The organism is Kitasatospora sp. NPDC023176 (assembly GCF_055560495.1).
Map to the genome: position 1 here is coordinate 197,358 of NZ_JBVHIP010000004.1, position 12,807 is coordinate 210,164.

Genomic DNA, 12,807 nt, shown 5'->3' on the forward strand with positions numbered 1-12,807 from the left:
GCGGCGCCCGGCTCGCCATTCCACAAACTTCCCGCACACCACCGGCGCGTCGGGCGGGGCGGGACGGTCGGGCTTTGTCCGTCCCCCCCCGGCCGTGTCACGTACGCCGGTTCTCCTGCGCCGAGCTCCGGTGTACGCCCTCCCGACGGGAGGGTGAGCGGTCAGTCGTACCCGCGCGTGAGTAGGGGATGCCTACCCTCTCAGCGCGAGTCGCTGCCCGCCGTCTCGATGGCGGCGCGGCCTGCCTCCAGGCGCGCCACCGGGATCCGGAAGGGGGAGCAGGAGACGTAGTCCAGCCCCACCTCGTGGAAGAAGTGGACCGACTCCGGGTCGCCGCCGTGCTCGCCGCAGACGCCGAGCTTGAGGTCGGGGCGGGTGGCCCGGCCGGCCTCGACGGCGTGCTTGACGAGCGAGCCGACGCCGTCGCGGTCGATGGTCTCGAACGGGGAGACCCCGAAGATGCCCTTCTCCAGGTAGGCGGTGAAGAACGAGGCCTCCACGTCGTCCCGGGAGAAGCCCCAGACCGTCTGGGTCAGGTCGTTGGTGCCGAAGGAGAAGAACTCGGCGGCCTCGGCGATCTGACCGGCGGTCACGGCGGCGCGCGGCAGCTCGATCATGGTGCCGAGCTTGATGTCCAGCGTGACACCGGTGGACTGGGCGACCTCGGCGAGCACCCGCTCGCACTCGTCGCGGACCAGCTCCAGCTCCTGGACGGTACCGACCAGCGGGATCATCACCTCGGGGCGCGGGTCCCCGCCGGCCAGCCTGCGCTCGGCGGCGGCCTCGGCGATCGCCCGGACCTGCATGCCGAACAGGCCGGGGATGACCAGGCCGAGGCGTACGCCGCGCAGGCCGAGCATCGGGTTCTGCTCGTGCAGCTTGTGCACCGCCTGGAGCAGGCGCAGGTCGTTCTCGTTCGGGTCCTTGCGGGCCTCGGCGAGGGCGACGCGCACCGACAGCTCGGTGATGTCGGGCAGGAACTCGTGCAGCGGCGGGTCGAGCAGGCGGACGGTGACGGGCAGCCCGTCCATCGCCTGGAAGAGCTCCAGGAAGTCGCCCTTCTGCAGCGGCAGCAGGGTGGAGAGGGCGAGCTCGCGGTCCTTGTCGTTGTCCGCGAGGATCAGGTGCTCGACCTCCTTGCGGCGCTCCTCACCGAGGAACATGTGCTCGGTGCGGCACAGACCGATGCCCTGGGCGCCGTAGCGGCGGGCGCGCGAGCCGTCCTCGGCGTTGTCGGCGTTGGCGCGCACGGCGAGCCGGCGGCGGCCGTCGGCGTGCGACATCAGCCGGTGGACGGCCTGGACCAGCCCGCCCTGGACGTCGGCGCCGGCGTGCAGGGTGCCCTCGAAGTACTCGACCACGGGGGACGGCAGGACGGGCACCTCGCCGAGGTACACCTTGCCGGAGGCACCGTCGATGGAGACCAGGTCGCCCTCGTGGAGCACCAGGCCGTCGGCGGTGGTGAACTTGCGGGCCTTGGTGTCGACCTCCAGCTCCTCGGCGCCGCAGACACAGGTCTTGCCCATGCCGCGGGCGACGACGGCGGCGTGCGAGGTCTTGCCGCCGCGCGAGGTGAGGATGCCCTCGGCGGCGATCATGCCGTCCAGGTCGTCCGGGTTGGTCTCGCGGCGGACCAGGATGACCTTCTCGCCGGAGCGGGACCACTTGACGGCGGTGTAGGAGTCGAAGACGACCTTGCCGATCGCGGCGCCGGGCGAGGCGGCCAGGCCCCAGGCGATCTGCTTGGACTCGGCGGTCGGGGCGAAGCGCGGGAACATCAGCTGCGCCAGCTGGCCGCCGGTGACGCGCATCAGGGCCTCGTCCAGGTCGATCAGGCCCTGGTCGACCAGCTGGACGGCGATCCGGAAGGCGGCAGCGGCGGTGCGCTTGCCGACCCGGGTCTGCAGCATCCAGAGCTTGCCGCGCTCGATGGTGAACTCGATGTCGCAGAGGTCGCGGTAGTGGTTCTCGAGCTTCTGCATGATCGCCATCAGCTCGTCGTACGACTTCTTGTCGAGCTTCTCCAGCTCGGACAGCTGCAGCGTGTTGCGGATGCCGGCGACGACGTCCTCGCCCTGGGCGTTGGACAGGTAGTCGCCGTAGACGCCCTGGGCGCCGGTGGAGGGGTCGCGGGTGAAGGCGACGCCGGTGCCGGAGTCCTCGCCGAGGTTGCCGAAGACCATGGTGCAGACGTTGACCGCGGTGCCCAGGTCGTTCGGGATGCGCTCCTGGCGGCGGTACAGCCGGGCGCGGTCGCCGTTCCAGGAGTGGAAGACGGCGTGGACGGCGAGGTCCATCTGCTCGCGCGGGTCCTGCGGGAAGGCCCGGCCGGTCTCGCGCTCGACGATGCCCTTGAACACCTCGACGAGGTCCCGGAGGTCGGAGGCGTCCAGGTCCAGGTCGTTGGCGGTGCCCTTGGCGTGCTTGGCCTCGTCCAGGGCCTCCTCGAACAGCTCGCCGTCGACGCCCAGCACGGTCTTGCCGAACATCTGGACCAGGCGGCGGTAGGAGTCCCAGGCGAAGCGCTCGTTGCCGGACTGGGCGACGAGGCCGACCACCGAGGCGTCGGAGAGGCCGATGTTCAGGACGGTGTCCATCATGCCGGGCATGGAGAACTTGGCGCCGGAACGGACGGAGACCAGGAGCGGGTTGTCGGCCTGGCCGAGCTTCTTGCCCATCTCCTGCTCGAGCGCGTCCAGGTGGGCGCTGATCTCCTCGTGCAGCGAGGAGGGCTCGCTACCGGTCTCCAGAAAGACCTTGCAGGCCTCGGTGGTGATGGTGAACCCCGGAGGGACGGGAAGGCCCAGGTTGGTCATCTCGGCCAGGTTCGCGCCCTTGCCGCCGAGAAGGTCCTTGAGGTCCTTGTTTCCTTCGGTGAAGGAGTAAACAAACTTCTGCTGGGACGGCACGGGTCGGTCTCCTCGTACGCGGTTGCCCTGACGCCGGAGAACATACCCATTTCGAAGGCACTTCTCTGCCCTGAATAGGCCACACGAGGCCGGTACCGAGGGGTAACCCGCTAGATCGAATGCGCATAAAGGCGTTCACCTCTGTTGGCGAAATCGTCCCCCTGACGCGAGCTTGCATTCAACTCTTGAACACAGCGAAACCGGAAGATCGCTCGATTCGGACGCTGGGTAGCGGCCGTGCGTCGGTCGCGTTGCCCCGGCTTGATTTCCTGCACCCGGATCGGCCGATCGGCGTCGAACCGGCTTCGGGAAGCGATCCACGGTCGACCTGTCCATTTCGTCCACTGACCGGGCGTCAGTCGCCACCGCGTGTGGCAAGCGTCACCAGCCCGTCTCGCGGCTCGAACGTAGGACGCCTGCGCCAATCGTCGCACTCCGTCCAGGAACGCGCTCGTTCCGTGATGTTCGGACGCCGAAAAGGAGCCCTCCTGTCCAGAATGGACAAGAGGGCTGGGACCGGGCGGCCAGCGGGCCGGAGGGGCCGACTTCGACGGATCGGCTAGATCATCCGCCGGAGGTGTCCGATTCGGCGTCCTCGCCCGGTCGGGCGCAGTCATACGGATCGTCCAACCAGCCCTCCGGCAGGACCACCCGGCCGTTGCCGCTGGTGCGCCCGCGCGGGCCGTCCGCGCCGATCGGCCAGGTCTGGGTCTGCTCCACCTGGGCGAGGGTTTCGGCCAGCCCGGCCAGCGAGGAGGAGTTCGCGAGCCTCACCCGCAGCTCGGAGCCGACCGAGAAGCCCTTGGTGTACCAGGCGACGTGCTTGCGGAAGTCGACCACGCCGCGCGCCTCGTCCCCCAGCCACTCTCCGAGCAGCTGGGCGTGGCGCACCATCGCCCGGGCCACGTAGCCGAAGTCCGGGCGGGCGTAGTCGACCTCGCCCTCGAAGATCGAGACCAGGTCCCGGAACAGCCACGGCCGGCCCAGGCAGCCGCGGCCCACCACGACGCCGTCGCAGCCGGTCTCGCGCATCATCCGCAGCGCGTCGTCGGCCGACCAGATGTCCCCGTTGCCCAGCACCGGCACGTGCGCCGGGACGGACTCGCGCAGCCGGGCGATCGCCGACCAGTCGGCCGTCCCGCCGTAGTGCTGGGCGGCGGTGCGCCCGTGCAGGGCGATCGCGGCCACGCCCTCCTCGGCGCCGATCCGGCCGGCGTCCAGGAAGGTGAGGTGGTCGTCGTCGATGCCCTTGCGCATCTTCATGGTCACCGGCAGGTCCCCGGCGTTGGCCACGGCCTCGCGCAGGATCTCCCGCAGCAGGTTGCGCTTGTACGGCAGCGCCGAGCCGCCGCCCTTGCGGGTCACCTTGGGGACGGGGCAGCCGAAGTTGAGGTCGATGTGGTCGGCCAGGCCCTCGTCCGCGATCATCCGGGCCGCCTTGCCGACGGTCACCGGGTCCACCCCGTACAGCTGGATCGAGCGCGGCTTCTCGCTCGGGTCGAACTTGATCAGCTGCATGGTCTTGGCGTTGCGCTCGACCAGCGCCCGGGTGGTGATCATCTCCGAGACGTACAGGCCCTTGCCGCCGCTCTGCTCGCGGCACAGGGTGCGGAACGGGGCGTTGGTGATCCCGGCCATCGGCGCCAGCACGACGGGCGGCCAGACCCGGATCGGGCCGATGTCCAGCGCCGCGAACTCGGTCTCGGACGCGGTGGGTGCGGGCGTGGCTGTCATGCGCGGCTGACCTCGGATAGGGGGACGGGACTCTCCATTGTCCCCCACCCGGATCACCCGCCCGGCCTACCGCCCGTCGGAGCGGTAGCCGATGTCCAACGAACCGGAGCCGACGTCCGCCTCCAGGGTGCTGGAGCTGGCCGCGTCGCCCAGGGCCGGGTCGATGCTGCTGCTGCCCGAGCCCGTCCCGCCGTTGATCCGGTAGCGGCTCCCCTTCGGCATCGACATCGTCACCGAGCCGGACCCGGTGCTCACCCTGACGTCCTGCGGCGCCGACCGGAAGGTCAGGTCCACCGCCCCGGAGGTGCTGGCCACGTCCGCCCGGGCCGAGGAGAGGTCCGTCCCCTGCGTCATCCCGGACGTGGTGCGCGCGCGGACCGGGCCGGACAGCCGGCGCAGGGTGATCGCGCCGGAGGTGCCGTCCAGCTGGACCTCACCGCTGAGGTCCGTCACCTCGACCGAGCCCGAGGTCACCGAACCGGACACCGCGGTGCCGGGCGGCACCTCCAGCTCGATCGAGGCACCGCAGTTGTAGAAGGGCAGCGAGCGCCGGCACGCCACGCCGACGGTCATCGTGTCGCCGACCACGTCGGCGCTCACCCGCGGCTCGGAGACCGTCCAGTCGAGGCTCTTGCGCACCACGACCCGGTCCGCCACCCCCGGCTTGATCCGCACCGACGCGCTGCTCGTGGCGAGCTGCAGCCGGTGGACGGAGGCGACGTAGGTCTGCTGCTCGCTGCGCGACTGCCGGGCCGCCAGGGCCAGGGTCTGCGCCGCTCCCATGACCACCACGAACACCACGGTGAGGACCCCGGTGAGCCGCCACGCCCTGGTGGCCCGCGCGCTCACGTGATCTCCAGGAAGCGCAGCACCGCCATCACCCGGCGGTGGCTGTCGTCGGCCGGCGGGAGGTCCAGCTTGGTGAAGATCGAGTTGATGTGCTTGGCCACCGCGCTGTCGCTGACCACCAGCGAGGCCGCGATCGCCGCGTTGGACCGGCCCTCCGCCATCAGCGAGAGCACGTCCCGCTCGCGCGGGGTCAGCTTCTCCAGCGGATCCCGGTGACGGCGCACCAGCAGCTGGGCCACCACCTCCGGGTCCAGCGCGGTGCCGCCCTCGGCCACCCGCTGCAGCGCGTCCACGAAGTCGTCCACATTGGCCACCCGCTGCTTCAGCAGGTAGCCGACCCCGCTGGTGTTGGTCGACAGCAGGTCCGCGGCGTAGCGCTCCTCCACGAACTGGGAGAGCAGCAGCACCGCGGTGTCCGGCCACTGCTGCCGGATCACCATCGCGGCCTTCACCCCCTCGTCGTGGAAGCCCGGGGGCATCCGGACGTCGGCGACGACCACCCCCGGGCGGTGCTCCTCGACGGCGGCCAGCAGCTCGACGGCGTCCCCGACGGCCGCCGCCACCTCGAAGCCCACCGCCTCCAGGACCTTGACCAGGCCGACCCTCAGCAGGACCGAGTCCTCGGCGATCACAGCACGCACGGCAACTCCACGGTGATGGTGGTGGGCCCCCCGAGGGGGCTGAGAACGGACAGCGTGCCGTCGACCGAGGCCGCGCGCTTGCGCAGACCGGTGAGCCCGGTGCCGCGCGAAGGGTCCGCGCCGCCCACGCCGTCGTCGCTGATGACCAGGCGCAGCAGGCCGCCGGCCGTCCGCACCGAGACGTCGACCTGCTGGGCCCGGGCGTGCTTGGCCACGTTGGTGAGCGCCTCGGAGACGGTGAAGTAGGCGACCGCCTCGACGGTCGGGGCGATCCGGTCGGACAGGTCGACGTCCAGGCGCACCGGCAGCGGGGCCCGGGCCGCGATGCCGGACAGCGCCGCGTCCAGACCGCGGTCCTCCAGGACCGCCGGATGCAGCCCGCGGACCAGGTCGCGCAGCTCGTCGATGGCCGCCTGGGCCTCCTCGTGCGCGGCGACGATCACCTGCATGGCGTCGGGCGGGCAGTCCTTGAGGGTGCGCCGGGCCAGACCCAGGTTCATCGCCAGGGAGGTGAGCCGCTGCTGGGCGCCGTCGTGCAGGTCCCGCTCGATCCGACGGCGCTCGGCGTCCACCGCGTCCACCAGGCCGGCCCGGGACTCGGCGATCTCCTCGACCCGCTGCTCCAGCTGCTCCGCCCGGTTCGGACCGAGCAGCAGCCGCGCCGCCCGCACCTCCAGCCAGGCGGTCAGCGTCGTCAGCCAGGGCGTCACCGCCAGCACCAGCACGCCGATCACCGTCAGCAGCACGTCCAGGCCGGCCAGCTCGGTGCGCAGCCCCACCTCGCGCGGCAGCAGCCAGACCCAGGCGTACAGGGTGGTCAGCACCAGGGCGACGCCCCAGAGGTAGACGGCGGCCAGCGCGCCGACCGCCAGGACCGGGCCGACCAGCAGGTGGTAGGCGATCTGACGCCAGGCCAGACCGAACCGCAGCCGGCCCAGCCGCAGGGTCGCGGACCCGCCGGGAGGCGGCACCTCCACCCCGCACAGGGCGCGCAGCCGTCCGCGCTGGACGCCGGTGAGCCAGCGCGTGCAGAGCAGCAGGACCGCGAGGACCGGGAAGAGCAGGGTGGAATCGGTCACGGCCAGCCAGACCGGCGCGGCCAGGGGAATTCCGGCGGCTATGAAGCGGGTGTCCCGCCAGGCCCCGGCCGACCACGGTGGCCGCCGGAGGCTCCTGACGAGCGCTCGGCGCAACGTGGTGGAGGACATGCCGGACAGCGTAGGGCCCGGTGATCAACGACCACCATGAAGGGGGGTGCCCACTGGGGGTGTAGCTAGATACACCCCCGATTCGGTGTGCGGCACCACCGACAACAGCCCCCGGCGACGGAAGGCTAGGGGTCATGACGAGCACCGCATCGCACTCCGCCACCCCGCCGCACGGGCGGCCCGTCCCCGGGGACCACGGGGGTGCTCCCGGGGACGCGCTCCACCCGGCGCCGGGGCCGGAGGGGACGCTGCCCGCCGGGGCCGGGCCCTGGTCGGTCCGCAGCGTCGGCACCGGCCGCGGCCGGGCCGCGCTGGAGCTGTACCAGCACGGCGAGCTGGCCGACGTCCTGGTCGCCGCCCGGCTCGCGCCGCAGCTGGTGCGCGGCGCCCGGCGCAGCCCCGCCGCCGGGCGGGGCTCGCACGTGCTCGCCTGGGGGCGGCTGCCGGCCGACGGTAGGGCACCCTCGGTGGTGTTCACCGGCGGACGGCGGCTGTTCCGCACCGTCCGGGCGGCGGCCGTCGCCGAGGTGGTCACGGTCGCCGGGTCGTTCTGGCTCGCCCTCGCCCAGGGGCCGTACGACACCGTGCTGGTCGAGCACCCGGCGGGCGGGCCGGCCGAGCGGCTGACCCTGCAGCGGGTGCGGGAGGGGGTCGGCGCATGAGCATCGCCGTCGTCGCGGGCGCTCCCGGGTACGCCCTGCCGGAGCGGTTCCGGAAGCTGCCCCGGCTGGCCGCCCTCGGGCTGCTGCCCTGGCTGATGGTGCTGGCCGTCAACCACGAGACCCCGTGGGTGGTGCTGGACCTCGTGGAGTTCGCCACCCTGCTCTCGCTGGACACCCTGCTGCGCCGGCACAGTGCCGCCGCCCCCTGGCTGGGCGGGGCGGCGGCCCTGCTGCTGGCCGGCGACGCGCTGGCCGACATCGCCTGCGCCGGACCGGGGCACGCGGTGACGGCGGCGCTGATGATGGCGTGCTGCGTCGAACTGCCGCTGGCGGGCGTGTGCCTGCTGCTCGGGCGGGAGTCGATACGCGGCTGAGGCTGAGCGGGTCACTGCCGAGCCGCCACTGCCGGGCAGTCACCGCTGGGCGGTCACTGCCGGGCCGTCACTGAGTGGTCACTGCCGAGCCGTCACTGCCGGGCGGGTCACTGCCGGGCGGGTCACTGCCGGGCGGGCAGTTTGCCCATCAGGACGCGGGTCTCCTCGTCCAGCGGGGTGTAGCTGATCATCCGCGTCCCGAGCCTGGGGCTCAGCCAGAAGTTGGTGTACTCGCAGCGCAGCAGGCCCACGCCCGGCACCTGGAAGCGCTTGATCCCGTTGCCCGGCCGCATCACCTCGTGCCGCTGCCACTCCTCCTCGAAGTCCGGCGAGGCCTTGAGCAGCCGCGCCAGCAGCGCCTTCCAGGCCGGCTCGGCGGAGTGCTCGGCCATCGCGGCGCGGAACCGGGCCACCATGCCGAGGCGTTCCGTCCGGTAGTCGATCAGCACCTCGCGGAAGCGCGAGGGGGTGAACGCCAGCCACATCAGGTTCCGCTCCTCCAGCGGCAGTTCACCCAGGTCGCCGACGATGGCGGTGTACGGCACGTTGTGCGCCAGGATGTCGTAGCGGGAGTTGACCAGCGCAGCCGGGTACGGCGCCATCTGCTCCAGCACCAGGCGCACGCTCGGGGTCACCGAGGGGCACTCCGTCACCGGCGCCGGATCGTCCGCGCCGGCCAGGGTGAACAGGTGCGCCCGCTCGCTCGGGTCCAGCAGCAGCGCCCGGGCCACCGCGTCCAGCACCTGCACGGACACCTGGATGTCCCGCCCCTGCTCCAGCCACGTGTACCAGGTCACCCCGACGGCGGCCAGCTGCGCCACCTCCTCCCGGCGCAGCCCCGGGGTGCGGCGGCGCCCGGTCATCGGCAGGCCCATCTGCTCGGGCGCGATGCGCTCGCGACGGCTGCGCAGGAACGCCGCCAGGTCGTGCCGGCGGGCCTCGTCAGGAGTGCCGCGGTGCGGCCCGGCGGAACCGGGACGGGCTTGCGCGGCCGGGGTCATCAGGCTCATGCTCCCCAGCATGCGGCACGCCGGAGCCTGTTGCCAGGTACTTCTTATACCTGGATAACCACACTCTGGTACCAGGGTACGAGGCGGCGGATCGTATGACCCGTGACTCAACGACTCGCCGTCGCCCCGGCCCCGGTACGGACCGCCCCCGCTCCGCACTCCCCCTCCGCCTCCCCGTCCTCCTCCCCCTCGCTCGGCACCGCCGGGCTGGTCACCGTCCTGCTCGGGGCCTTCCTGCCGATGCTGGACTTCTTCATCGTCAACGTCGCCCTGCCCAGCATCGACGAGGACCTGGCCGCCGGACCGGCCGTCCTGGAACTCGTCGCGGCCGGCTACGGCATCGCCTTCGCCGTCCTGCTCGTCCTCGGCGGACGGCTCGGCGACATCTTTGGCCGCCGCCGGCTCTTCGTCGCCGGCGCCGCCGCCTTCGCCCTCACCTCGCTGGCCTGCGGACTCGCGCCCGACGCGTGGTCCCTGGTCGCCGCCCGGGCCGCCCAGGGCGCCTCGTCCGCCCTGCTCATCCCCCAGGTGCTCGGCACCATCACCGCCGCCACCGACGGCGCCCGGCGCGGCCGCGCCCTCAGCGTCTACGGCGCGGTCGGCGGCATCTCCGTGGTGATCGGTCAGGTGCTCGGCGGGATGCTGGTCGCCGCCGACCTGTTCGGCACCGGCTGGCGCTCGGTCTTCCTGCTGAACGTCCCGTTCGCGCTGCTCGCCGTGGTCCTCGCCGTCCGGTACGTGCCGGAGAGCCGGGCCACCCGGGCCGCCGCGGTCGACGTGCCCGGCACCGCCCTGCTCACCGCCACCCTGCTCTCGCTGCTCATCCCGCTGATGGAGGGCCGCGCGGCCGGCTGGCCGCTCTGGTCCTGGGTGCTGCTCGCCCTCTTCCCGGTGTTCGCCGTCACCTTCGCCCTGGTCGAGCGGCGCGCCGAGCAGCGCGGAGCCACCCCGCTGGTGCCGCCGTCCCTGCTGCGGATCCCCGAGATGCGGCGCGGCCTCGGCATCGCACTGCCCTACTTCGCCGGCTTCGGCGGGTTCATGTTCGTCATCGCCGTCGCCCTCCAGCAGGGCCTGCGGCTCGGCGTGGTCGCGGCCGGCTGGGCACTCGTCCCGATGGCCGTCGGCTTCTTCACCGCCTCGCTCTCCGGCCCGCGGCTGATCGGCCGCTGGGGCAGCCGGGTGCTCAGCGCCGGCGCCGTCATCCAGGCCCTCGGCCTCGCCACCATCGCGCTCACCGTCCTCGCCGACGCCGACCACTTCTCCCCGCTGCGGATGGCCCCCGGCGTCGCCCTCGCGGGCATCGGACAGGGCCTGATCGGCACCCCACTGTTCCGGGTCGTCCTCGCCAAGGTGCCCGCCGACCGGGCCGGCGTCGGCAGCGGCGTCCTCGCCACCGGCCAGCAGTCCAGCCTCGCCCTCGGCGTCGCCACCCTCGGCACCCTCTACCTGTCCCTCTCCCCCAGCCTCGGCATGGGCCGCGCGCTCGCCATCTGCCTCGGCATCCAGCTGCTGGGCTCCTTCACCGTGCTGTACCTGACCACCCGCCTGCCCCGCTCCATCGGCTGAGCCACCCGGGCCTGTGGGCCCAGGGCGACGACGCGACGGCCCCGCGACCGGTCCCTCCGGTCGCGGGGCCGTCGTCGTCCCCTCTTTTCGACTCTTCTCGACCCGACCGGCGAGTCAGGTCTTCTCGGCCCGACCGGTGCGTCAGGTCTTTCGGCCCGACCGCCGCGTCAGGCGAGCTGCTTGACCACGGCCAGGTACTCGACGATGGCGTCCCGGTTGCGGGTCAGGCACTGGATCCGGCGGGTCATCCGCTCCGTCTCGCCCTCCAGGGTGTCGAGCATCTCCGGGGTGGCGTCGGCGAAGTGGATCGTCCGCGGGGCGTCCAGGCAGGGCAGGATCTGCTTGATGATCCGGGTCGGCAGCCCCGCGTCCAGCAGCCCGCGGATCTGGAGCACCCGGTCCACCAGACGGTCGTCGTAGTCGCGGTAGCCGTTCGCCTCGCGGCGCGGGGAGATCAGGCCCTGCTGCTCGTAGTAGCGCAGCAGTCGCGGAGCCGTCTCCGTCCGCCGGGCCAGTTCGCCGATCCGCATGTGACCACCCTCACGTCCGGGCCGGGCCGCCCCGGCTGGACCTTGACATGGATGTCAACGATAGACGATCGGCCCATGCCGACGAATCAACTCCCGTCCCCCGCGTCCCCGATGACGGCCCCGACCGCCGCCCGGGGCGCGCCCCCGGCCCGGCTGCCCTGGTCCGCGCTGCTGGCCCTGAGCACCGGCGGGTTCGTCACCCTGATGACCGAGGCCCTGCCCGCCGGCGTCCTGCCCGCCATGAGCGCCGACCTCGGCGTCAGCCAGTCCGGCGCCGGGCAGTCCGTCACCCTCTACGCGGTCGGCTCCATCGTGGCCGCCATCCCGCTGACCGCCGCCACCGCCCGCCGGCCGCGCAAACAGCTGCTGCTCCTCGCCGTCGGCGGCTTCACCCTCGCCAACGCGGTGACCGCCGTCTCCGGGAACTACCCGCTCACCATGGCCGCGCGGTTCGCGGCCGGCCTGGTCGCCGGAATGCTCTGGGCGCTGCTGGCCGGGTACGCCCGCGGCATCGTCGCACCCGAACAGCGCGGACGGGCCATGGCGGTGGCGATGAGCGGCGCCACGGTCGCCCTGTCGGTGGGGGTGCCGGCCGGCACCCTGCTCGCCGGGGCCGCCGGGTGGCGGGTCGCCTTCGGGCTGATGAGCGTCATCGCGCTCGCCCTGGTCGGATGGATCGCCGCGGTTGTCCCGCCGGCCCCCGGCCAGGCCGGACAGGACCGGCTACCGCTCCGGCAGGTGCTGCGGATCCCGGGCGTCGGCGCCGTCCTGGCCGTCACCGCGGCCGTCGTCCTCGCCCACAACATCCTCTACACCTACGTCGCGGCGCTGCTCGAACCACTGCACCTGGGCGGACGGGCCGACACCGTCCTGCTCGTCCTCGGCCTGGCCTCACTGGTGAGCATCGCCGCCACCGGGGCCCTGATCGACCGGCACCTGCGCACCCTCACGCTCACCGCCTGCGTCCTCGTCGCCGCCGCGGCGCTGACCCTCGCCGCCGCCCTGCTCGGCACGGCGTCCTGGCCGGTCTACGCCGCGGCCACGATCTGGGGCCTCGGCTTCGGCGGCGTCGCCACCCTGCTGCAGACCGCCGTCGCCGACGCCGCCGACACCGCGGCCGACCTCGCCCAGTCCCTGCTGGTCACCTGCTGGAACCTCGGCATCGCCGCCGCCGCATCCGCCGGCGGGCTCCTCCTCGACCACGCCGGGCCGCAGGCCCTGCCCTGGTCGGCACTGGCTCTGCTGGGCATCGCCCTGGCGGTCACGGTGGCGGCCCGCCGGCACGGCTTCCCGGGGCGGCGGTGACGCTCGTCAGAGTGAAGTC

Annotated in this window: 11 protein-coding genes; 4 read left to right on the forward strand and 7 right to left on the reverse strand. The window is 72.8% G+C overall.

Annotated features, from left to right (window positions below; translation table 11 throughout):
• Positions 1-200: 200 nt before the first annotated feature.
• The 5 genes from ppdK to ACZ3YL_RS08785 all read right to left on the reverse strand — a co-directional run bounded on the left by ppdK (position 201) and on the right by ACZ3YL_RS08785 (position 7,341).
• Entirely contained in the window at positions 201-2,909 is a 2,709-nt protein-coding gene (gene ppdK / locus ACZ3YL_RS08765; protein WP_188305251.1) for a pyruvate, phosphate dikinase, read from the reverse strand.
• Positions 2,910-3,473: 564 nt separating this feature from the next.
• Entirely contained in the window at positions 3,474-4,643 is a 1,170-nt protein-coding gene (dusB, locus tag ACZ3YL_RS08770) for a tRNA dihydrouridine synthase DusB (protein ID WP_188305250.1), read from the reverse strand.
• 66 nt (positions 4,644-4,709) lie between these two features.
• On the reverse strand, positions 4,710-5,492 hold the full coding sequence (locus tag ACZ3YL_RS08775; protein ID WP_188305249.1) for a DUF4097 family beta strand repeat-containing protein: 783 nt from the start codon (positions 5,490-5,492) through the stop codon (positions 4,710-4,712).
• Complete coding sequence (locus tag ACZ3YL_RS08780; protein ID WP_317621101.1) at positions 5,489-6,133, reverse strand: response regulator transcription factor; 645 nt, start codon at positions 6,131-6,133, stop codon at positions 5,489-5,491. Before ACZ3YL_RS08780 ends, ACZ3YL_RS08775 begins: the two co-directional genes overlap by 4 nt.
• Positions 6,121-7,341: a sensor histidine kinase gene (locus ACZ3YL_RS08785; protein ID WP_188305248.1), complete on the reverse strand. Its 1,221-nt coding sequence runs from the start codon at positions 7,339-7,341 to the stop codon at positions 6,121-6,123. The genes ACZ3YL_RS08780 and ACZ3YL_RS08785 overlap by 13 nt, the downstream gene beginning before the upstream one ends.
• Positions 7,342-7,475: 134 nt before the next feature.
• Here ACZ3YL_RS08785 and ACZ3YL_RS08790 point away from each other — a divergent pair, with 134 nt between their 5' ends.
• Positions 7,476-8,003 carry a hypothetical protein gene (locus ACZ3YL_RS08790; RefSeq protein WP_465656309.1) on the forward strand — a complete coding sequence of 176 codons (528 nt, stop codon included), beginning with the start codon at positions 7,476-7,478 and terminating at the stop codon, positions 8,001-8,003.
• Positions 8,000-8,377 carry a hypothetical protein gene (locus ACZ3YL_RS08795; protein WP_188304421.1) on the forward strand — a complete coding sequence of 126 codons (378 nt, stop codon included), beginning with the start codon at positions 8,000-8,002 and terminating at the stop codon, positions 8,375-8,377. The genes ACZ3YL_RS08790 and ACZ3YL_RS08795 overlap by 4 nt, the downstream gene beginning before the upstream one ends.
• Before the next feature lie 122 nt (positions 8,378-8,499).
• Here the strand turns inward: ACZ3YL_RS08795 and ACZ3YL_RS08800 are convergent, their stop codons facing one another.
• Complete coding sequence (locus ACZ3YL_RS08800; protein WP_188304472.1) at positions 8,500-9,378, reverse strand: helix-turn-helix transcriptional regulator; 879 nt, start codon at positions 9,376-9,378, stop codon at positions 8,500-8,502.
• A 111-nt stretch (positions 9,379-9,489) separates the two neighbouring features.
• Between ACZ3YL_RS08800 and ACZ3YL_RS08805 the strand changes: the two genes are divergently transcribed.
• Positions 9,490-10,953: an MFS transporter gene (locus ACZ3YL_RS08805; RefSeq protein WP_465656311.1), complete on the forward strand. Its 1,464-nt coding sequence runs from the start codon at positions 9,490-9,492 to the stop codon at positions 10,951-10,953.
• 167 nt (positions 10,954-11,120) lie between these two features.
• Here ACZ3YL_RS08805 and ACZ3YL_RS08810 read toward each other — a convergent pair whose 3' ends face one another.
• Positions 11,121-11,483, reverse strand: coding sequence for a MerR family transcriptional regulator (locus ACZ3YL_RS08810; RefSeq protein WP_465656313.1), 363 nt, complete (start codon positions 11,481-11,483; stop codon positions 11,121-11,123).
• Positions 11,484-11,558: 75 nt separating this feature from the next.
• Between ACZ3YL_RS08810 and ACZ3YL_RS08815 the strand changes: the two genes are divergently transcribed.
• The gene (locus ACZ3YL_RS08815; RefSeq protein WP_465656315.1) at positions 11,559-12,788 is read left to right on the forward strand and encodes an MFS transporter; all 1,230 of its coding nucleotides are present in this window, start codon (positions 11,559-11,561) and stop codon (positions 12,786-12,788) included.
• Positions 12,789-12,807: the final 19 nt, after the last annotated feature.